The following is a 21,001-nucleotide window of genomic DNA, read 5'->3' as shown; positions in this document are numbered from 1 at the left end:
ACGAAGGTGCTCAGGCGAAGGGGATCGCGACGACGGACGTCTTGCCGGCGCCGATGATGCGGCTCCGTTCCTTGTCGACGACGAACCTGCTCGCCTCCGTCGGGAACACCCAGGCCGAGCGGTTGGTGACCAGGTCGATCGCGCTCAGCCCGCCCTTCACGGGGGCGTACACGTACTTCTCGCCGACCACGGGAGCGGTGAAGAACTCGGGCGTCAGCGAGCGGCCGGAGGGCAACTCCGTCCAGCGCCTGACGCCGAAGTCGGCCGCCACGGCCACGAACCCGGGCGTGCTCCTGTTCTCCTGGGCGTAGACGAACCCGCCCGACACGGCCGGCACGCCGTAGGAGGTGGTGGCGGAGCCGGAGCCGTGCTCCCAGGCGATCGCGCCGTCGGTGAGGCGGAGCGCCCGGAGGCGGTCACCGCCGAAGTACGCGTGTCGCTCGTCGATCGCGAGCTGGCCGGGGATGAACGCGTCCGAGTCCTTCAGCGGGAGGCGTCGCTGCCACAGCTGGCGTCCGGTCTGCACCTCGCGCGCCTGGACGAGGAAGGTCTCCATGTCACCGCTGTTCTTGCCGAGGATCAGCCGGCCGTCGGCCACCTGGGCGAGCCACGGGCGGACGCCGTCCCACGCGTACGCGTGGCGCCATGCTTCCTTGCCCGTGCGGAGGTTGACGGCGATCAGGTGCCAGCCCCGCTCGTTGGCATCCGAGTCGATCTCCTTCTTGCCCCGGCGCGAGGCGGCGAAGAGCATGTCGCCGGAGGCGGTGAGGAGTTCGGTGCCGGAGTTCGTGCCGTCGAAGCCCTTGAGGACGATCTTCGGGGCGGCTTCCTTGCCGGTACGGGGGTCGAGCGTACGGATGTTCAGCGCGCCTGGGCCGTCGTAGGCGCCGTCCGACGCGTAGAAGTACGTACCGTCGCTGGTGACCTGGAACGGGTCCAGCGACTCGGACCACAGTGTCCGGCCGTCCTTCGGGTCCAGGACCCGGAAGTCGACGGTCTCCGCGAAGCCGACGACACCGCCGGCGAGCAGCTGCGTGGTCCGCTGCTCGCGGTCGAGGGACTCTCCCTGCCACAGCGCCACCGGCGATCCGTCGGAGGCCGTCTTGGCGGGTATGGCCGTCGGGCCCGTGGCGGCCGGGGCGCCCCCGGTGGCCTGAGGGGTGTCCCGCGAGCTCAGCCACGCCCACAGCCCGCCGCCCGCCGCCGCGAGGCCGAGCAGGGATCCGCCGCCCAGGCCGAGGGCGCGGCGGCGGGAGAACGGAGGGCCGGGGACGGTGTCGGCCACGGCCGAGGCGGCCGGCGTCGGCAGGCGGTGCGGGGCGTGCAGCCAGACGTCGGTGGCGCGGCGGGCGATGTCGGCGAGGACGAGCGGGGGGAGGTGGTCGGCGAAGTCGCCGCGGCCGTCGTGGAGACGGGCGGCGAGGTCGGCGGTGGTGGGTCGGGCGGCGGGGTCCTTGGAGAGGCAGGCGGTGAGGAGGGGGACCAGGGACTCCGGGACGCCGGTGAGGTCGGGGTCGGCGTAGCGGACGCGGTAGAGGAGGTCGGCGGGGGAGCCGGTGCCGAAGGGGCCGTGGCCGGTGGCGGCGAAGACGAGGACGCCCGCGAGCGCGAACACGTCGCCGGCCGGGGGGTGTTCCTCGCCGCTCGCCTGCTCGGGGGACATGAAGGCCGGGGTGCCGGCCGCCGCTCCCGTACGGGTCAGGTGGTCGTCGCCGGCCGCGCGGGCGATGCCGAAGTCGATGATCTTCGGGCCGTAGGCGGTGACCAGGACGTTCGAGGGCTTCAGGTCGCGGTGGACGACGTCCGACGAGTGCAACTGCGCGAGCGCGCCGGCGAGCGCGGCGCCCAGGGCGCGGACGGTCGGCTCGGGAAGGGCGCCGCCCAGGGCGACGGCGTCGTCCAGCGGCGGCCCGAGGACGTACTCGGTGGCCAGCCACGGCGTCTCCGCGAGCGGATCGGCGTCGACGACCGCCGCGCCGTGGCGAGCCCCGATGATCCGCGCCGCGTCCGTCTCCAACCGGAACCTGGCCCGGAAGGCGGGGTCGGTGGCGAGCCGCGCGTGCACGGTCTTGAGCGCGACCGTACGGCCGCCGGGGGTGCGCGCCAGATAGACCGTCCCCATGCCGCCGGAGCCGAGGCGGGCGAGGAGACGGTACGTGGCGACGGTGGCCGGGTCGTCGTGGGTCAGGGGCGACAGCATGAGGTGAGGTCCGTGGGATCCAGAGCGAGGGCGGGCGAGGGGCGGGCCGGGGTGGCGCGCCCCTCGGTTTCGGGGTGGAGGTCAGGGGCGTCGGGCACCCCGGCCGTCAGGTTCGTGCGGTGGCGGGTTCGGGCGGGGCGGGCAGCGGGGGGAGGTCCACGGCGAGGAGCTCGGCGGACTGACGGGCGAGGGCGGCGACGACGCGGCCGGGCAGCCAGCCGGGGGTGAGGAGGGCGCCGGCCGAGTCGAGGACGGTGCGGTGGGTGGTCGGCGGGGCCAGGGCGGCCGTGAGGGCGGCGGCGGTGGGCCGGTCGGCGGGGTCGCGGGCGAGGCAGGAGGAGACCACCGGGCGGAGGCCGGGCGGGAGTTCGTCGCGTTCGGGCACGGTGTGGCCGGTGGCGGCGTACGCGAGGACGGCGCCGAGCGCGAAGACGTCGCCCGGCGGGCGCGGGCGGCCGCCGGAGGCCTGTTCGGGGGCGAGCGCGCCCGGGTCGAGGCCGGGCAGGCCGGTGCGGGGCTCGCCGTCGGGACCCGCGGCCCGTACCGCGCCGAAGCAGCTCAGGCGGGGCCCGTCGGAGGTGAGCAGCACGGCGGCGGGGGAGACTCCGGCGTGCGTGAGGCCCTGGGCGTGCGCGCCGGCCAGCGCCTCGGCGAGGGCGGCGCCCACGGCCCGTACGGTCGCCTCCGGCAGCGGACCCCCGTGGACGGCGAGGGCGACCGGGAGCGGAAGTGCGGGGACGTACGGGATCGCGTACCAGGGGGCCTCGCCGGGTCCGGCCAGGTCCGTCACCGGCGCCGTCCAGGGGCCGAGGAGACGGCGGGCCGCGTCGGCCTCCGTGGCGAAGCGGGCGGGGTCCGCGCCGGGCAGCGGGGCGTTCAGCAGGACCGTACGCTCGCCGTCCCGCGTACGGGCGACGAACCGGCGGCAGGGGACGGCCGTACCGGGCGGGTCGAGGCGGGTGATCAGCCGGTAGGGACCGATCCGGCGCGTGGATTCCTCCCGTGCGCGTGCCTGTTCCACGTGTGCGTCCCCCCGTCGTCGCTGCGCCCCGTGGCGACGGGGGCGGGTCGAGCCTATCGAGGCGGGGGCGCGGGGCCGTGGCCGGGAGCCGCGGGCGACCGGCGGGCGGTGGCCGGTTCGAGGCGGGCCCCGGTGCGCTCCCGTCGCGGGCGGGGCGGTTTCGGGGCGGGGGCGTGGGCCGGTCGCGGGGGCGTCGGGTGGGGGGAAAGCCCGGGCTGTCCGAGTTGCGAAGGTGAAGCGGGTCCGTGACCGCGGTGCGGATGCCGGACTTGAGGACATTTCCCGGCGGGGAATGCTCGAACGGGCCTTCGGGGACTACGATCGCGATGTTTCCCTGGGCGCGGAACTTGCTGGGGCGAAGCAGGAACGAACACGATCAGACGGGTCACGGGAGCAGCGGGGGCGAGCATGTCGTTCGAAGAGGAGTGGGCGTCCGTACGTTCCACGTCGACGGCCAGCGTGAGCATGAGGCTGAATCAGGTCGCTCCCGAGCCTGGTGGCGGCGGTGGAGGCAACGCCGACCTGAGCGTCGACCAGGACAAGCTCGGCGTCATCGGCAGCGCCGCGTACGCGCTGCACGGCCGGCTGGTCAAGGACGGCAACCACGCGCGGACGAGCACCACGGAGGCGGCGACGGGCCTGTCCAGTCACGGCTTCCTCACCGGCTCCGCCATGACCACCGTCCAGGAGACGTGGGGCTCGCAGCTGAACACGCTGCTCGACGCCTGCGCCAACATCTCCAACCACCTCGACTACAGCGCGGCCTCGCACGCCAAGGAAGAGGCGGACATCGCGGCGGCCCTCTCGGCTTCCAAGATCAACGAGTACCTCAAGTAGGCGGGGGACCTGCTGTGCTGACCTTTGACAACGTGTACCACGCTCCGCTGGACCGGATGAAGGCCTCGGCCGACGACTGGGCCGCGATGAAGGGCAAGCTCGACACCCTCTCCCAGGACGCGCAGTCGACCATGGCCGCGAAGGCCAGGGACGACTACTGGCGCGGGGTGAACGCCGAGGTCACCAAGCCCTTCGTGGACAAGACGGCGAAGGAGTTCGCCGACGCCGCCAAGGCCGCCGACGGCATCCACAAGGTCCTGGAGGACGGCTACAACGCCTTCAAGAAGGCCAAGGACGACCTGAAGAAGATCGTCGAGACGGAGGCCCCCGCGAAGGGCTTCGTGGTGAAGGCCGGGAAGGTCGAGGCCGTCGAGCCGCTGTCCCAGACGAAGGACCAGGGGATGCGCCACGACCCCGACTTCCAGGACATGGTCCGCAAGGAGCGCGCCGACATCGAGGCGATGCAGCGGCGCATCGACGCCATCGTCGAGACCTGCGACGACGCCGACGTCTCCTGCTCCAACGCCCTCAAGGCCAACATCACCGGCGACCGGCACAACTTCAGCGCCCCCAAGTACGCGAGCCTCGACGCCGAGGAGGCGCAGCGCGCCGTCGACCTCGCCAAGAAGGGCCGCGACATCTCGCACGAGGAGCTGATGCGCCTCAACGAGCTCCTCAAGGACAACAGCGGTTCCAAGGAGTTCTCCCGCGGCTTCTACGACGGCATGGGCCCCAAGGGCGCCCTGGAGTTCTTCGGCCAGCTGTCCACCGACACGTACGACTACACGAAGGTCGACAAGCAGCGCCTCGCCGACGTCCAGGACCTCCAGAAGAACCTCGGCCTCAACCTCGCGACCGCCACGCAGGGCGGCGACGCCTGGACCGAGAAGTGGTCCGCCGACATGCGCAAGCTCGGCACGGAGCGCATCCCCCTCGTCAAGTACGACAACAACCCCGCCTACGGCTACCAGTTGCTCGGCGGCATCATGCGCTACGGCGACTACGACAAGAAGTTCCTCGTCCCCATCGCCGAGCACGTCACCCAGCTCCACGCCAAGGACCCGTACCTCTTCGCCAACAGCAAGCCGATGATCAGCGGCGGGCTCCAGAACCAGTACAACCCCTCCGGCGTCAACGGCGCCGGCTTCGACCCGATGATCTCGATGCTGGAGGCGCTGGGGCACAGCCCGGAGGCGTCCAAGGACTTCTTCTCGAAGGATCCGCTGACCTCGTACAAGGAGGACGGCAGCGTCGGCGGCGAGCTCAACCTCGGGAAGGACAAGGACGGAAACAAGATCGAGAACTATCTCGATTTCTTCGGCAACGAGAAGTACGACCTCTTCCCCGACATCGACGGGCACGATCCGGACGCCGCCAAGAAGTCCGCCGACTACATGCCCGACGCGCTCGGCCACGCCCTGGAGGCCGCGACGCTCGGTCACGCCTGGGACGACCAGACGCCGGAGCTGAAGCGCGACGAGACGACTGCCAAGATCATGACGCAGGTCGTCGAGAAGTACGGCGGCGACGCCGAACTGCTCAAGAAGTGGCAGTCCCCGCTGGCGGACAGCCTCGGCAACATGGGCGCCGGCTACATCGACGACCTCAACTGGGGTCTGGACAAGAACAGTCCGGACAGCCCCTTCGCCCCGACGAAGGACGGGGCGGCCCACATCGAGCTCGACCGCGAGTCGACGGTCAAGTTCCTGAGCTCCCTCGGCCAGCACCCGGACGCCTATGCCACGGTCTCCACGGCCGAGCGCCTGTACACCACGAGCGTGCTCGAAGCGCAGGTCGGCCCCGACGGCAAGATCGACGAGGGGAACGCGCGGGCCACCGTGTACACGGGTGCCACCCTCCAGGGCGTCCTCGACGAGTCCCGCGGCGCCCAGGTCGAGGCCGAGGGCATGAAGAAGCACGAGGAGTACGAGAAGGCGCAGGCCGCCAAGGCCGGCTGGGTGGAGCTCGGCGCCACGGTGGGCATCGCCGCCGGTGTCGCCTTCCTCCCCGCCACCGCCGCGGTCGGCGCGGCCGCCGTCCTCGTGCCGCTCGCCGTCGACACCGGTTCCGGGGTCATGGAGCAGCTCGCCGGACAGGTCATCGGGGACTGGTCGGACAAATCGGTCGACGATCACAAGGACGCGACCGAGGACAAGATCCACGAGGACAACGCGGCCATGTACACGGCGGGCCGGTACAGCGCCGAGTCCCCGATGGAGCGGTTCCTGGCCGAGCACCGCTCCCAGGTGAGCAGCGACTTCCGACAGGACATGATCGAGTCCGTCGGCAATGGCTACGGCAAGGGGAACGATCACTCGAAGCAGACCGGCAACGCCCCCGAGACCGGCTGAGACTTCGCCCCGACCGTCTGAGGAATCCCGAGGTAATCCGATGAGAAGTGCGTCCGCCTCCGTATCGACCGCGCTCGCCCTCGGTCTGCTCTTGACCGCGTGCGGGAGCGACGAGGAGGAGCCGCCGAGGGTCACCGCTGCCCGGCAGTGCGACGGCACGCTCTCGCCCGCGGCCGCCGGAGCGCTCGAGTCGGTGCTCGGCACGAAGGAGTTCTCGGAAGCCGGGAGCGGTGGGCTGGACCGGACCGTGAACGTGCTGATCGAGGACCAGGCGCGGGAGGGGCGGCCTCCGGGCCACACCCCCATGTGCAAGGCGACCGTGGACGGCACGCCGAAGAACGGCGTCACCGTCGAGTTCATGCTGTACGAACGCGCCGACCTGTACGACGACGGCACCAAGTGGTCGGCCCGGGGCCGGTATCTCTACGGGATGGGCCGGGAGACGAGCACGGACAACAAGACGGCACGCATTTTCGTCGGGTGTGTCAGTCCGCGGCTCGAAGGGTCGGACAAGGAGCCGGCTCCCGTCGAGGGTCTGCTCAGTTTCAAGAAGTCGACCAACGGCGCCTACCCCGCCAACACCCCCGCCACCCGCGAGGCCTACCTCACCGTCCTCCACTCCGCCGCCCTCGCGGTCGTGAGGAAGCTCGGTTGCGAGGACGACGCGGGACTTCCCGCGAAGCCCGTCTTCGAGGTCAGGAAGTGGCGGGGGGAGCAGTAGCGGCGAGGGCGGTCGCGCTGCCCCTCGCCCGGAGCGCGCGGGAGCCGCTCGGGTGCCGGGAGGAGGCCGCTCGGGTGCCGGGAGGAGGCCGCCGTTCCCGGTGTCCTGCCGGGGCGACCCTCCGTGCCGTCGGGCCCTGGGCGTCGTGGGGGTGCTCCCGGGGGTTCAGTCCTCGGCCGTCTCGGTGGCGGGGGAGAGCCGGGTGAGGAGGAGGGCGGTCGAGCGGGTGAGGAGGGCGGCGAGGAGGACGGTGGCGAGGCCGTCGACGTGGAGGTCGGAGATCTTGGGGCCGAGCCAGGAGAGCAGCCACCAGATGAGGGCGTCCTGGACGAAGCCGGCGAGGCCGAGGACGAGGAGGGTGCCGGGCGGCACGCGGCCCGAGGGGCCGATGTGGACGACCTGGGTGAGGACCACGATCACCAGGGTGGCGATCAGGACCGAGAGGACCGCGTCGACGGTCTCCGTGCCCAGGGTGATGCCGGGCAGCAGACCCCCGGCGAGCGCCACCCCGAGGATGACGCCCAGCTTGCGTACGCCTTGATCGCTCATGGGGGGACTCTGGCACAGCCGAACCGCGGATGTGAAGGTTCCGTAAAGGAAGATCATCCAGAGACCGTGATCGGAATCGAACCGACGTAACTCGCTTTGCAGGCGAGTCCCTGAACCACTCGGGCACACGGTCGTGTTGTGCAGTGGTACGACCGTATGGGGCGGTCCGGAAGGGGCTCAAGGGTTCCGGGGGTCGCGCCATGTGACTGTCACACGGCCGCAACACCGCGTTCGTGGTCGTACGTCGAAGGGCCGAGGACGGTCGGGACTCCTGACAGGGGTCATCGGGGGCTTCACCTCTTACTCTGGGGGGATGAGCGCCCTTGAACCCCGCGATGCGGAGGCCGACGTCGACGTCGCGAGAAGAGCCGGTGGCGCGGTCGACGGGGACGTCGCCGCAGGTACCGGGGCCGGTGTGCCGCAGGGCGGCCCGCGGGGATCCGTGCTCGACGCGGACGGTCCGCAGGGGTCCGTGCTCGACGCGCACGGACCCCCGCGGGGGTCCCTGCTCGACGCGGCCCATCGGGCGCTCAGCGTCGGCATCGTCTCCGTGGTCCTGCTCATCGCCTTCGAGGCGACGGCCGTGGGTACCGCCATGCCCGTCGCGGCCCGCGAGCTGAACGGTGTCTCCGTCTACGCCTTCGCCTTCTCCGCGTACTTCACGACCAGCCTCTTCGCGATGGTCCTGGCCGGCCAGTGGTCCGACCGCAGCGGGCCGCTGGGCTCGCTCACGGCCGGGATCGCCGCGTTCTCCGCAGGGCTGCTCCTGTCGGGGACGGCCGGCGCGATGTGGCTGTTCGTCCTCGGCCGGGCCGTACAGGGCCTGGGCGGCGGCCTCGTGATCGTCGCGCTGTACGTGGTCATCGGCCGCGCCTACGACGAGCACCTCAGGCCCGCGATCATGGCCGCCTTCGCCGCGTGCTGGGTCGTCCCCTCCGTCGTCGGGCCGCTCGCCGCCGGGACGGTCACCGAGCACCTGGGCTGGCGCTGGGTCTTCGTCGGCATCCCCGTCCTCGTGGTCTTCCCGCTGGCCCTCGCGCTCCCCGCGATACGCCGCACCGCCTCGGGGCCCGCCGACCCGCAGGCGCCCGTGACCCCCTGGGACCGGCGGCGGATCCTGCTGGCCCTCGGCGTCTCGGCCGGGGCGGGGCTCCTGCAGTACGCGGGCCAGGAACTGCGCTGGCTCTCCGTCCTGCCGGCCGCCGCCGGCGTCGCGCTCCTGGTGCCCGCCGTCCGCGGGCTCCTGCCGCACGGCACCTGGCGCGCGGCGCGCGGCCTGCCCTCCGTCGTCCTGCTGCGGGGCATCGCCGCCGGGTCCTTCATCGCCGCCGAGTCCTTCGTCCCGCTGATGCTCGTCACCCAGCGCGGCCTCAGCCCCACCCTGGCGGGCTTCTCGCTCGCGGCGGGGGGCCTGACCTGGGCGCTCGGCTCCTGGATCCAGTCGCGGCCGTGGACGGAGCCGTACCGGGAGCGGCTCGTCACCCTCGGCATGGTCCTCGTCGCGGTCTCGATCGCCGCCGCGCCGAGCGTCCTGATCGCCTCGGTTCCGGTCTGGACGGTCGCGGCCGTCTGGGCCTTCGGCTGCCTCGGCATGGGCGCCGTCATCGCCTCCACGAGCGTGCTCCTCATGAAGCTCTCCGCCCCCGAGGAGGTCGGCGCCAACTCCGCCGCCCTCCAGATCTCCGACGGCCTCTCCAACGTCCTGCTGCTCGCGGCGGGCGGCGCCGCGTTCGCCGCCCTCGGCGGCGGCGCCGTCGGCCACGCCGTGGACGCCGCCTCGTCCTCCGGCTCCCACCCGGCCGCCTTCGCGGCGGTCTTCCTGCCGATGGCGGGGGTGGCGGCGGTGGGTGCGTGGGTCGCTACGCGGTTGGGGCCCGGATCGGCGCGCAACTGAGCATCCGGTACCAGAATGACCCCATGGTGGTACCGTTCTGGTATGGCTATGAACCTCCGTCTCCGTGACGACCAGACCGAGGCCCTGAAGCAGCGCGCCGAGCAGGAGGGCACGAGCATGCACGCCATCCTGCTGCGTGCCGTCGACGACTACCTCGCGCGCACCGCCCAGGAGGCGATCGTGCGCAAGACCGCCATGGAGCAGGCGACCAAGTGGCACGAGCTCATGGAGCGGCTCAAGTGACCTGCGTGTACCTCTCCGGCGAAGACGTTCTGATCATCGCCGAGCACGCGGTCGACGATCAGAAGGTCGTCGTCCGTGACGCGGGCCTGCTCGACTCGGCGGTCCACCGCCCCTCGGCCGCGATGTTCGGGGAAGAGGCGTATCCCGACCTCATGGGGAAGGCGGCCGCGCTGCTGCAGTCCCTCGCGGTGAACCACCCTTTCGTCGACGGGAACAAGCGCACCGCCTGGCTGTCCTGCGTCACCTTCCTCGCCATGAACGGAGTCCAGCTGCGGCCGGACATCGACGCGGCGGAACGCCTGGTCATCGCCGTGGCGACCGGTGAGACCGACGAAGTCGAGGCGATCGCGGAGGGGCTGCGCGCGTTGACCGGCCCCGCGGCGGGGTGAGTTCCGCCGCGACGTGAGGTGGGTCGCAACCGCATCCACCCCGTCCCGTTTCATACGAAGTTCCGGCCGGGCCACCGGTAAGGTGGCCCGGTTGTCATATCTGGACGAGCGTCGAACCCGGAGATCGTGACTACTACCACCACCTCCTCCCATCACCTTTCTCCCGCCTTCCCCGGACGGGCCCCGTGGGGTACCGCCGGCAAGCTGCGCGCCTGGCAGCAGGGGGCGATGGAGAAGTACATCCAGGAGCAGCCCCGTGACTTCCTCGCGGTCGCCACGCCCGGCGCCGGCAAGACGACCTTCGCGCTGACGCTGGCGTCGTGGCTGCTGCACCACCACGTGGTGCAGCAGATCACCGTCGTCGCGCCCACCGAGCATCTGAAGAAGCAGTGGGCGGCGGCCGCGGCGCGGATAGGGATCAAGCTCGATCCCGACTACAGCGCCGGTCCGCTCAGCAAGGAGTACGACGGGGTCGCCATCACCTACGCCGGCGTCGGGGTCCGCCCGATGCTGCACCGCAACCGTTCCGAGCAGCGCAAGACCCTCGTCATCCTCGACGAGATCCACCACGCCGGTGACTCCAAGTCCTGGGGCGAGGCCTGCCTGGAGGCCTTCGAGCCGGCCACCAGGCGCCTGGCGCTGACCGGTACGCCGTTCCGGTCGGACACGAACCCGATCCCGTTCGTGACGTACGAGGAGGGGAACGACGGCATCCGGCGCTCCTCCGCGGACTACACGTACGGCTACGGCAACGCCCTCGGCGACGGCGTCGTCCGGCCGGTCATCTTCCTCTCCTACAGCGGCAACATGCGCTGGCGCACCAAGGCCGGCGACGAGATCGCCGCCCGCCTCGGCGAGCCGATGACCAAGGACGCGATCTCGCAGGCCTGGCGGACCGCGCTGGACGCCAAGGGCGACTGGATGCCGAACGTCCTGCGCGCCGCCGACCAGCGGCTCACCGAGGTCCGCAAGTCCATCCCCGACGCCGGCGGCCTCGTCATCGCCTCCGACCAGGACTCGGCCCGCTCGTACGCCAAGCTGATCCGCGAGATCACCGGCACCAAGGCCACCGTCGTCCTCTCCGACGACACCGGCGCGTCGAACCGCATCGACGAGTTCAGCGAGAACACCGACCGGTGGATGGTCGCCGTCCGCATGGTGTCCGAGGGCGTCGACGTACCCCGCCTCGCGGTCGGCGTGTACGCGACGACCATCTCGACGCCGCTGTTCTTCGCGCAGGCCGTCGGCCGTTTCGTGCGTTCCCGCAGGCGCGGCGAGACCGCGTCCGTGTTCCTTCCCACGATCCCCAGCCTCCTCGGCTTCGCCAACGAGATGGAGGTCGAGCGCGACCACGTCCTCGACAGGCCCAAGAAGGCGGGCGAGGACGAGGACCCCTACGCCGAGTCCGAGAAGGAACTCGCCGAGGCCGAGCGCCAGCAGGACGAGGACACCGGCGAACAGGACATGCTGCCCTTCGAGGCCCTGGAGTCCGACGCCGTCTTCGACCGCGTGCTCTACAACAGCGCCGAGTTCGGCATGCAGGCCCACCCCGGCAGCGCCGAGGAGCAGGACTACCTGGGCATCCCCGGCCTCCTCGAACCCGACCAGGTGCAACTGCTCCTCCAGAAGCGGCAGGCCCGGCAGATCGCGCACAGCCGCAAGAAGCCGGACACGGAGGCCGATCTGCTCGAGCTCCCGGCGGAACGGCGGCCCGTCGTTTCCCACAAGGAGCTGCTCGAGCTGCGGAAACAGCTCAATACGATGGTGGGCGCGTACGTCCACCAGACCGGCAAGCCGCACGGCGTGATCCACACCGAGCTCCGCCGGGTGTGCGGCGGCCCGCCGAGCGCCGAGGCCACCGCCGGGCAGATCCGGGAACGGATCAAGAAGGTGCAGGAGTGGGCCACCCGGATGCGGTGACGCCCGGCCGCCCCGGCAGGCCCCCGGAGACGCGGGGTGAGCCGGGCGGGCCCCGGATCGCCCGGTGACCCCCGGCCGCGCCCCCGGCGCGAGCCCCCGGAAACGCGGCTGAGGCCCGTACGACGTCGTTCGTACGGGCCTCACTCGTCCCGCGGCGGCGGGACGGACACCGGGGGCCGGCCCCCACGGTCGGCCTCCGGGCGGCTTCCACGCTACGGGCACGACAAAGCCGATCTTGTCCGCCAAAGTCCCCAGTCCGACCGACGAAGGTCCCGAACCGTCTCTATCCGGTCGGTGGCGCCCGGATTCTGGACGAGGTCTTCCGCTGAGCGGAGCGGGTCGCTACTGTCCCGGCTCAAAAGCAATCGCCCCGTGGCAGCGCCGCCGCGGAGCGCAGCCGGTGTACCCCTTCCTGCCGGCGGCCTCTGACGTGCGTCGCCGACGGGACCGGCGTCGTAATCCCGTGAGAGCCGTCGCCACTCACTCCGAAGGAGAGGGCGTCGTGACCGCGGAGACCTCCCAGACGCTCGACCGGGGACTCAGAGTCCTCAAGCTGCTCGCCGACACCGACCACGGCCTGACCGTCACCGAGTTGTCCAACAAACTCGGCGTCAACAGGACCGTGGTCTACCGTCTGCTGGCCACCCTCGAACAGCACGCCCTCGTCCGCCGCGACCTCGGCGGGCGCGCCCGCGTCGGCCTCGGCGTGCTGCGGCTGGGCCGCCAGGTCCACCCCCTGGTGCGCGAGGCCGCCCTGCCCGCGCTGCGCTCCCTCGCCGAGGACATAGGGGCCACGGCCCACCTGACCCTGGTCGACGGGGCAGAGGCGCTCGCCGTCGCGGTCGTCGAGCCGACCTGGACCGACTACCACGTCGCCTACCGGGCCGGCTTCCGTCACCCGTTGGACCGGGGCGCCGCCGGGAGGGCGATCCTCGCCGCCCGCCAGGGCTCCCTGATCGAACCGGGCTTCACCCTCACCCACGGCGAACTCGAGGCCGGTGCCAGCGGCGCCGCGGCCCCGCTCGTCGGCGTCACCGGCGTCGAGGGCAGCGTCGGCGTCGTCATGCTCGCCGACGCGGTGCCGGAGCGCGTCGGACCCCGCGTCGTCGACGCGGCCCGAGAGGTCGCCGACGCGCTGCGTTAGACCCTGCCCGGCGGGGGACCCGGGCGCCGCCTAGGCGAGGCCCGCCACCAGAGTGCCCAAGGGGGTCCTCTCGTGGCGGACCGACCTGCCCGTCCTGGTGGTCGTGAGGAGGCCCGCCGCGCGGAGGGCCTGGGCGTGGGCCGAGGCCGTCGCGTTGCTGACGCCGAGGCGGCGGGCCAGGCCCGTCGTCGTCAGCGCCCCGTCCAGGGCGTGCAGCAGTTCGGCCCTGGTCCTGCCGAGGACCGCCGTCAGGGCCTCCTCCCGGGTGCCGCCGCCGTCCGGGGCGAGCGGCAGGCCCGGGCCCGCCGGGTAGGCCAGGACCACGGGGCGCCCCGGCAGGTCCTGGACGAGCGGGCCGCCGCGCCAGTGGAAGGTCGGCAGCAGCACGAGCCCCCGGCCGTCGAGCCGCAGGTCCGGGCGGGCCGGGACGCCGGGCCACTCCCAGACGCCGTCCCGCAGCCGTGAGCCCGGGGCCGAAGCCGTCAGGGCGGCGGCGAGGCCCCGTTCCGCGAGGGTCAGCGCGTGCCGGGTGAACTCCGCCCGGTGCAGGTCCTGGACCAGCGGCCAGACCGGCGCCAGGACGGTCTCGTGCGCCGCCCGCTGCGCGCGGTCGAGCGTGCGCCAGGCTCCTGCCTCCCCGCCGTGCAGGGCGCGGATCCACGGAGGCACCGGGCCCCCGCCCGCGTACACCCGCTCCAGCTCGGACCGGACGAACTCCGGCCGGCTCGCCCGGATCAGCGCGAAGCCCTCCTCCCGCGTCCCGCCGAGGACGTCGAGGAAGTACGGGGCCGCCCCGCCCGGCACCAGGTCCGCCAGCGGCCCGGCCGCCGCCGGCAGGGCGCGCGACAGCCTGCCCCGCCAGCGCCCGAAGAGCAGCTTCTCGTGCGGCGCGCCGAGCATCATGAGGGCGGCGTGGATTTCGGGGACGGGAGAGGGCCGGGGCGCGAACCGGACGCGGGTGAGGTCGTCCGGGGTGAAGTGGATACGCAGCACTCGTCGTCTCCCGCCAGCCTTTCGGGCCGGGCCTGAACCTTCGCGTGCGGGCCCGCCGCGTCCAAGGATGCCGTGCATGACACGACACCCCGCACCCCGCCGCCGTACCGTCGCCAAGGGCGCCCTGTACGCGGTCGCCGCCACCCTCCTCGCCTCGGCCCCCGCCCGGGCGGCCGCGGAACCGGCCGCGCTCCGGCTGCCCGCGCCGACCGGACCCCACCCGGTGGGCGTGCGGACCTTCGCCCTGACGGACACCTCGCGCGACGACCCCTGGGAGCCCGGCACCGGGGTACGGGAGGTGATGATCAGCGTCCTGTACCCGGCCCGCACCGTCCGCGGCCGCCCGCGCGCCCCGCAGCTGACGGCGGCCGAGGCGCGGGAGTTCGCGGGCCTGGCCCCCCTGGTGCACCCGGGGCTGCCGGCGGCGGGCGTCGACTGGGGCGCGGTCCTCACGCACGGACACGTGGACGCGCCCGCGCTGCCGGGACGGCGCCCGGTGCTTGCTGTACGGCCCGGGAGGCGGCGACTGCCGCACGCTCGGCTCGACCCTGGCCGAGGACCTCGCGAGCCACGGCCGGGTCGTCGTCCTCGTCGACCACCCCGGGGACGCGAGCCAGGTGGAGCTGCCCAGCGGGATGCGGTGGACGGTGCTGCGCGGGGAGCCGGACCCGCGGACCTTCCGCACCATGATCGACACGCGGGTCGCGGACCTCCGCTTCGTCCTGGACCGGCTCGGTGACCTGCCCCTCGCCCCGGTCATGGACCTGGGCCGGATCGGCGTCTACGGGCACTCGGCGGGCGGCACCGCCGCCGTGCACGCGCTGGCCTGCGACGACCGGATCGCCGCGGGCGTGAACCTGGAGGGCTACCTCGACCTGGACCCGGCGCTGGTGAAGGGGCTCGACCGGCCGCTGCTCCTGTTCCGGACGGGCGGCTTCGAGGGCGCCGCCCGGCTCGAACGTTCGTGGGAGGGACTCCCGGCCCGCCGCGTCCTGCTGGCCGGCAGCGGACACTGGGCCCTCTGCGACCACGCCTTCCTCGTCCCGCAGCTCCAGGCCGCCGGCCTCGTCACCGCCGGGGCCAGGACCGCGCTCGTGGGGCCGGGCGACACCGCGGCGGCGATGGCGGCCGTACGGCGCGGGGTGGGGGCCTTCTTCGCCCGGCGGCTGCCGCCGGCCGTGCCCCCGGCCCGGTGGCGCGGCACGCCCCAGTAGATTGGGGGCGTGCTCTCCAGCCTGTCTCGTCCCCGTGTCCTCGCGCTGTGCGCGCTGCCCGTCGCCGCGCTGTTCGCCGTCGTCGGGCTGGCGCCGCTGCCGTACGCGATCGCGCAGCCCGGGACGACCGTCGACGTGCTCGGGAAGGACGAGGGCCGGGAGATCATCACGATCACCGGCGCGCCCGTGCTGCCGACGAGCGGGCAGCTGCGGATGACGACGATCGTGGCGACGGGGCCCTCGACGGACGTCGACCTCGGGGACGTCGCCGACGCGTGGTTCCGGACCGACCGGGCCGTCCTGCCGCACGACTCCGTCTACCCGTCGGGGAAGTCCGACGCCGAGATCGAGAAGCACAACCTCGGGCAGATGAAGGAGTCGCAGGACGCCGCCGCCCTCGCCGCCCTCGGCTATCTGAAGCTGGACCCCGCTGAGGTGAAGGTGACCCTGCACCTCTCGGACATCGGCGGGCCCAGCGCCGGTCTGCTGTTCTCGCTCGGCATCGTCGACAAGCTCGACGGCGACGGGGACGGCGGCGACCTCACCGGCGGGCGTTCCGTCGCCGGCACGGGCACGATCGAGGCGGACGGCACCGTCGGCGCGGTCGGCGGCGTCTCCCTCAAGACGCAGGCCGCCGCGCGGGACGGGGCCACCGTCTTCCTCGTACCGAAGGCGGAGTGCTCGGACGCCCAGGCCGAGCTGCCCGAGGGCATGCGGCTGGTCCCCGTCACCGCGCTCAGCGACGCGGTGGCGTCCCTGCGGGCCCTGGAGCAGGGGCAGGAGAAGAAGGTTCCGGCCTGCTGAGTCCGGGCCCGCCGGACCCCTTCGCGGTGCGCGGCGCGTCCATGCCGCGCCAGGAGGGGAAGACCACCGGGCAGAGCGCGGCGAGGAAGTACAGCCCGCCGACGGTGAGCAGCGCCGTGGTGATGCCCGTCCGCTCGACCAGGAAGCCGGCGGCGAGCCCGCCGAGCGGGGTGGTCAGCAGCACGCTCGCGGTACTGGCGCTGCCGACGCGGCTGCGCAGCTCCTCCGGGACCGTCTCGTAGAAGACCGCGCCGAGGATCGGGTTGAGCACCCCGGCGCCGAGCCCGCCGAGCGCCATCGCCACGAGCAGGGGGGCGGTGGTGTCGGTGAGGGCCGCCGTCACGTACACGGGCGCTCCGGCGAGCAGGAAGCCGACCGCGACGACCGGGCGGCGCGGGAAGCGGTGGCCTATCGCCGCGTAGAGCAGGGCGCCGGTCAGGGCGCAGCCGCCGAAGACGGCGACGAGCAGGCCGAGCGCCGCCGGTCCGCCGAGCTCCTCGCGGGCGTGCACCGGCAGGAGGACCGTGCTCCAGCTCTGGGCCAGGCCGTTGGTGACCATCACCATGAGGTTGACGCCGAGGATCAGCGGGGTGCGCAGCAGGAACGCGTAGCCCTCGCGCAGGTCGGCCCGGTAGACGGCGACGGACAACGGCGGTGCTCCGCGCGCCGGTTCGGCGGACGGGATGCCGCGCAGTCCCACGAGGGCGAGGGCCGCGGAGACGGTGAAGGTGGCGGCGTCGACGTACAGCACGGTGTCGGCGCCGATGAGGGCGACCAGGAGGCCGGCGAGGGCGGCTCCGGTCATCCGGGCGCCGCGCGAGACGGCGTCGTAGAAGCTGGTGGCGCGGGAGAGCGGCATGCCGGCCCGCTCGGCCAGGTCGGGCGTGAGGACGTTGCGCGCGGTCTCGCCGGGTGCGTGGAAGAAGCCGGTGACGGCCATCAGCGCGCACAGCATCCAGAACCGGAGCATTCCGGCGTGGTTGAGCAGGGGGATGGCGGCGAGTGCGAGGGCGCAGACGAGGTCGGAGGCGACGGCGACCCGGCGGCGGCCGATCCTGTCGATGACGGGGCCTCCGACGATGGCGGAGGCGATGACGGGCAGGGCGGCGCAGAAGGCGACGAGGCCCGCCTTGCCGGGACTGCCGGTGGTCTCCAGGGCGAACCATGGGACCGCGATGAGGGTGAGCGAATTGCCGCTGATGGAGATGGCGTTGGCGGCCAGCACGGCTGCCAGCGGTGCGCGCGGGTGCACGGTGGTTCCCCCCGGTCTGATCGGCTCCGTCAGGCGGCCGTCGTGAAGTGGTCGGTGGCGGCGGGGCGGCTCGCGGCGAGTCTGAGCCCGGCCTCCACCAGCTTCCAGCCGAGGCGAACGCGCAGGGCGGGTGCGGGAGCGGGGGCGTGCGCCCGGCCGGTGGCGGCGTCGTGGTGGAGCTCGGTCGCGTGGAGGCGGTGCAGCTGGAGGTGGACGTCGGCGTGCATGGCTCCGGGTTTCCTTCCGTCGGTGGTCGTGCTGCGGGGACTCGCGGGGAGGGCGGTGCGGGTCGGGTCAGTTCTCGCGCTGCGGGAACGCGTGGAGATGGATGCGTACGCGCTCCGCGCCCGGGGCGGCCGGATCGGCCGTTTCGCGGTACGAGTCGATGAGGGCGTGCAGCTTCTCGTCGAGCTCGCGGAGCTTGTCGGCGGGCAGGCGCAGGGTGAAGTCGCTCATGTCGGCGGCGCCGAGCCAGCTCTCGTCCCAGTCGTGCCGGGTGCCGATGTACGTCCCGAGTTCCTGCGTGTGGATGGTCGCGATCTCGTGGGCGTAGATGTCGAGGGCGCCCTGGACCTCGGGGTCCGGGTTCTTGTAGAGCGATGCGTCGACGCTCGTGCCCTGCTGGCCGGCCTTCCACCACCGCTCGCGTCCCTTGCCCCGCGTCGGGTCGTCCTCCACGAAGCCGTGGGCCGCCAGCTGGCGCAGGTGGTAGCTGGTGGCGCCACTGGACTCGCCCAGCATCTCGGCCAGTTGGGAGGCCGTGGCGGGGCCGTGGCGGCGCAGGGCCCGCAGCAGCTGGATGCGGAGCGGGTGGGCGAGCCCGCGCAGGGAACGCGGGTCCAGTTGGCGGCTCAGGAATTCCTCGGGCTCGGACATGATCCGAGCGTAGACATGCAAAGGACCAGTTGCAAGAGGTTCTTTGCAACTGGTCCTTTGTAACTCCGGTCCGCCGCCGGGAGGGCGGGTCCGGCTACAGCGGCGGGTCGTCCGCCGCCTGCTCCACCAGCGGGATGATCCGCAGGGGCACCGGGTTCTCCATCACGATCGCCGTGGAGGCCCGGACGATCCCCTCGAAGCCGACGACGCGGTCGATCACCCGCTGGAGGTCGGCGTTGGAGCGGGCGACGAGGCGGCAGAGCATGTCGCCGTGACCCGTCGTGGTGTGCAGCTCCAGGACCTCCGGGACCGTCGCCAGGTGGTTCCGCACGTCCGCGCCCTGGCCCTGCTTGATCTCCAGGGTCGCGAAGGCCGTCACCGGGTAGCCCAGCGCCGCCGGGTCCACCTGCGGCCCGAAGCCGCGGATCACGCCGCTGTCCTGGAGGCGGTCGAGGCGCGCCTGCACCGTGCCGCGCGCCACGCCGAGGCGCCGGGACGCCTCCAGGACCCCGATGCGCGGCTCGCGCGCGAGGAGCGCGATCAGCCGGCCGTCCAAATGATCGATCGCCACAGCGGTCTCCTCATGGTCAGGATGTACAAGTCGCACGGCCATGCTCGCCGATCGCTGTACAAGTTGACCAGCAGATCAGCGAACTCTTGCGCACCTTGCCGAACGGCGGGACATTGCTGCCATGACTGAGACCATCGATCACACCCCTTCCACCGCGCGCAAGGCCGATCCCTTCCCGGTCAAGGGAATGGACGCGGTCGTCTTCGCCGTCGGCAACGCCAAGCAGGCCGCGCACTACTACTCCACGGCCTTCGGCATGAAGCTGGTCGCCTACTCCGGACCGGAGAACGGCAGCCGCGAGACCGCCAGCTACGTCCTCACCAACGGCGCCGCGCGCTTCGTGTTCACCTCCGTCATCAAGGTCTCCACCGACTGGGGCCGCTTCCTCGCCGACCACGTCGCCGAGCACGGCGACGGCGTCGTCGACCTGGCGATCGAGGTGCCGGACGCGCGAGCCGCGTACGCCTACGCCGTCGAGCACGGCGCCACCGGCATCACCGAGCCGTACGAGGTGAAGGACGAGAACGGCACCGTCGTCCTCGCCGCCATCGCCACCTACGGCAAGACCCGCCACACCCTCGTCGAGCGCTCCGGCTACGACGGCCCCTACCTGCCGGGCTTCGTCCCCGCGAACCCCATCGTCGAGCCGCCGGCCAAGCGCACCTTCCAGGCCATCGACCACTGCGTCGGCAACGTCGAGCTCGGCAAGATGAACGACTGGGTCGGCTTCTACAACAAGGTCATGGGCTTCACGAACATGAAGGAGTTCGTGGGCGACGACATCGCGACCGAGTACTCGGCCCTGATGTCGAAGGTCGTCGCGGACGGCACCCTCAAGGTGAAGTTCCCGATCAACGAGCCGGCGATCGCCAAGAAGAAGTCGCAGATCGACGAGTACCTGGAGTTCTACGGCGGCGCCGGCGTCCAGCACATCGCCCTCGCCACCAACGACATCGTCGCCACCGTCCGCTCCATGCGGGCGGCGGGCGTGTCCTTCCTCGACACCCCCGACTCCTACTACGACACCCTCGGCGAATGGGCCGGCGAGACCCGCGTCCCCGTCGAGACCCTGCGCGAGCTGAAGATCCTCGTCGACCGCGACGAGGACGGCTACCTCCTGCAGATCTTCACCAAGCCCGTCCAGGACCGTCCGACCGTCTTCTTCGAGATGATCGAGCGCCACGGGTCGATGGGCTTCGGCAAGGGCAACTTCAAGGCCCTCTTCGAGGCGATCGAGCGCGAGCAGGAAAAGCGCGGCAACCTCTGACGCCCACCCCCCAAGGGGCCCGGACCCCCGGGCCCCTTCGCCCCGCGCCCACCCCCGCGCCGCGGGCTGCGCCCCGCCCGTGGTGGGCAGGCGTTCCGCCGGGGCGGTGCCCACCCCCGCGCCCACCTGCGTTGTGGGTCATCGTTCCGCTGGGCGGTGCCCACCCCGGCGCCTTCGCCCACCCCCGTTGTGGGCAATCGTTCCGCTGGGGCGGAACGGGTGGGCACAACGGACGGCGCCCCGTGCCGGGCCTAGGCTTCCGCGCCCGAACCCGCACCCTTTGCTCGGCGCACCACCGGTGCGGGCTCAGGCGCGAGGGGCGGAGGCGCCGCCAAGGGCGCCGTCCCGTGTGCCCACCCGTCCCGCCCAGCGGGACGATTGCCCACACGGCAGCGGGCGAAGGCCCACACGGCGGTGGGGCGACGGCCCACACGGCAGTGGGCGAAGGCCCACACGGGGCCGGGCGCGGGTCCACACGGCGGCGGGGGTGTGGCAGGCGCAAGGCCCACACGACGGTGGGGCGCGGCGGGCGACGGCCCACACGGCAGCGGGCGACGGCCCGCCACACGGGGGCGCGGCCGGCGGCAGCCCGGGCGGGTGTAGGCCCACACGGGTGGGTGGTGTGGTGTCCCGGCCCCTACGGGGGTGGGCCGGGGCGCCGCTAGGGCCTGTCTGACGATTCCCGTCGGGTCCGGACCGCCCGGCACGCACGCTCGCCGCACGGCCGAAACGCCCAAGTAGCTCCGCTACGAGGG

General features: G+C 72.7%; 19 protein-coding genes and 1 tRNA gene. 11 read left to right on the top strand and 9 right to left on the bottom strand.

The window, feature by feature from the left end; all coding sequences use genetic code 11:
* Positions 1-10: 10 nt before the first annotated feature.
* The gene (locus tag AC067A_RS31165) at positions 11-2,200 is read right to left on the bottom strand and encodes a protein kinase domain-containing protein (RefSeq protein WP_479246123.1); all 2,190 of its coding nucleotides are present in this window, start codon (positions 2,198-2,200) and stop codon (positions 11-13) included.
* Positions 2,201-2,306: 106 nt separating this feature from the next.
* The gene (locus AC067A_RS31160; protein ID WP_479246121.1) at positions 2,307-3,221 is read right to left on the bottom strand and encodes a protein kinase family protein; all 915 of its coding nucleotides are present in this window, start codon (positions 3,219-3,221) and stop codon (positions 2,307-2,309) included.
* A 408-nt stretch (positions 3,222-3,629) separates the two neighbouring features.
* Between AC067A_RS31160 and AC067A_RS31155 the strand changes: the two genes are divergently transcribed.
* The 3 genes from AC067A_RS31155 to AC067A_RS31145 are packed head-to-tail and all read left to right on the top strand — an operon-like array spanning position 3,630 to position 7,130.
* Positions 3,630-4,058, top strand: coding sequence for a hypothetical protein (locus AC067A_RS31155; RefSeq protein ID WP_479246119.1), 429 nt, complete (start codon positions 3,630-3,632; stop codon positions 4,056-4,058).
* Between the two features lie 14 nt (positions 4,059-4,072).
* Positions 4,073-6,409: a hypothetical protein gene (locus AC067A_RS31150; RefSeq protein WP_479246118.1), complete on the top strand. Its 2,337-nt coding sequence runs from the start codon at positions 4,073-4,075 to the stop codon at positions 6,407-6,409.
* 40 nt (positions 6,410-6,449) lie between these two features.
* A complete protein-coding gene (locus tag AC067A_RS31145; protein WP_479246117.1) occupies positions 6,450-7,130 on the top strand; it encodes a hypothetical protein in 681 nt (226 codons plus the stop codon).
* A gap of 165 nt (positions 7,131-7,295) precedes the next feature.
* Here AC067A_RS31145 and AC067A_RS31140 read toward each other — a convergent pair whose 3' ends face one another.
* A complete protein-coding gene (locus AC067A_RS31140) occupies positions 7,296-7,679 on the bottom strand; it encodes a phage holin family protein (protein WP_479246115.1) in 384 nt (127 codons plus the stop codon).
* Positions 7,680-7,740: 61 nt separating this feature from the next.
* A tRNA-Cys gene (locus tag AC067A_RS31135) sits at positions 7,741-7,812 on the bottom strand.
* Positions 7,813-7,992: 180 nt separating this feature from the next.
* Between AC067A_RS31135 and AC067A_RS31130 the strand changes: the two genes are divergently transcribed.
* From AC067A_RS31130 to AC067A_RS31110, 5 genes are all read left to right on the top strand, one after another.
* Positions 7,993-9,573, top strand: a complete 1,581-nt coding sequence (locus AC067A_RS31130) for an MFS transporter (protein ID WP_479246113.1) — start codon at positions 7,993-7,995, stop codon at positions 9,571-9,573.
* A gap of 42 nt (positions 9,574-9,615) precedes the next feature.
* Positions 9,616-9,816 (top strand): ribbon-helix-helix protein, CopG family, encoded by a 201-nt coding sequence (locus tag AC067A_RS31125; RefSeq protein ID WP_017237051.1) that lies wholly within the window; start codon positions 9,616-9,618, stop codon positions 9,814-9,816.
* Positions 9,813-10,205, top strand: a complete 393-nt coding sequence (locus tag AC067A_RS31120) for a type II toxin-antitoxin system death-on-curing family toxin (protein WP_479246111.1) — start codon at positions 9,813-9,815, stop codon at positions 10,203-10,205. Before AC067A_RS31125 ends, AC067A_RS31120 begins: the two co-directional genes overlap by 4 nt.
* Before the next feature lie 123 nt (positions 10,206-10,328).
* Complete coding sequence (locus AC067A_RS31115; protein ID WP_479246219.1) at positions 10,329-12,125, top strand: DEAD/DEAH box helicase; 1,797 nt, start codon at positions 10,329-10,331, stop codon at positions 12,123-12,125.
* A gap of 502 nt (positions 12,126-12,627) precedes the next feature.
* Positions 12,628-13,269, top strand: a complete 642-nt coding sequence (locus AC067A_RS31110; protein WP_017237054.1) for an IclR family transcriptional regulator — start codon at positions 12,628-12,630, stop codon at positions 13,267-13,269.
* A gap of 30 nt (positions 13,270-13,299) precedes the next feature.
* On the opposite strand, the gene AC067A_RS31105 is transcribed toward AC067A_RS31110, so the two are convergent.
* A complete protein-coding gene (locus AC067A_RS31105) occupies positions 13,300-14,262 on the bottom strand; it encodes an ArsR/SmtB family transcription factor (RefSeq protein ID WP_479246109.1) in 963 nt (320 codons plus the stop codon).
* A 500-nt stretch (positions 14,263-14,762) separates the two neighbouring features.
* Here AC067A_RS31105 and AC067A_RS31100 point away from each other — a divergent pair, with 500 nt between their 5' ends.
* The gene (locus tag AC067A_RS31100) at positions 14,763-15,476 is read left to right on the top strand and encodes an alpha/beta hydrolase (protein ID WP_479246107.1); all 714 of its coding nucleotides are present in this window, start codon (positions 14,763-14,765) and stop codon (positions 15,474-15,476) included.
* Positions 15,477-15,485: 9 nt separating this feature from the next.
* Positions 15,486-16,280: a S16 family serine protease gene (locus tag AC067A_RS31095; protein ID WP_479246106.1), complete on the top strand. Its 795-nt coding sequence runs from the start codon at positions 15,486-15,488 to the stop codon at positions 16,278-16,280.
* Here the strand turns inward: AC067A_RS31095 and AC067A_RS31090 are convergent.
* From AC067A_RS31090 to AC067A_RS31075, 4 genes are all read right to left on the bottom strand, one after another.
* Positions 16,213-17,532, bottom strand: coding sequence for an MFS transporter (locus tag AC067A_RS31090; RefSeq protein WP_479246104.1), 1,320 nt, complete (start codon positions 17,530-17,532; stop codon positions 16,213-16,215). The two genes, AC067A_RS31095 and AC067A_RS31090, sit on opposite strands and share 68 nt — an antisense overlap.
* 29 nt (positions 17,533-17,561) lie before the next feature.
* A complete protein-coding gene (locus AC067A_RS31085) occupies positions 17,562-17,759 on the bottom strand; it encodes a hypothetical protein (RefSeq protein WP_479246102.1) in 198 nt (65 codons plus the stop codon).
* Positions 17,760-17,826: 67 nt separating this feature from the next.
* Positions 17,827-18,408, bottom strand: coding sequence for an ArsR/SmtB family transcription factor (locus tag AC067A_RS31080; RefSeq protein WP_479246101.1), 582 nt, complete (start codon positions 18,406-18,408; stop codon positions 17,827-17,829).
* Positions 18,409-18,502: 94 nt separating this feature from the next.
* On the bottom strand, positions 18,503-18,979 hold the full coding sequence (locus tag AC067A_RS31075) for an Lrp/AsnC family transcriptional regulator (protein WP_479246100.1): 477 nt from the start codon (positions 18,977-18,979) through the stop codon (positions 18,503-18,505).
* A 121-nt stretch (positions 18,980-19,100) separates the two neighbouring features.
* On the opposite strand from AC067A_RS31075, the gene hppD reads away from it, so the two are divergent.
* Positions 19,101-20,246, top strand: a complete 1,146-nt coding sequence (gene hppD, locus AC067A_RS31070; RefSeq protein ID WP_479246098.1) for a 4-hydroxyphenylpyruvate dioxygenase — start codon at positions 19,101-19,103, stop codon at positions 20,244-20,246.
* The last annotated feature ends 755 nt before the right edge of the window (positions 20,247-21,001 follow it).

The organism is Streptomyces sp. NPDC043176 (assembly GCF_056436715.1).
This window is presented reverse-complemented; position numbering and strand designations above follow the sequence as displayed.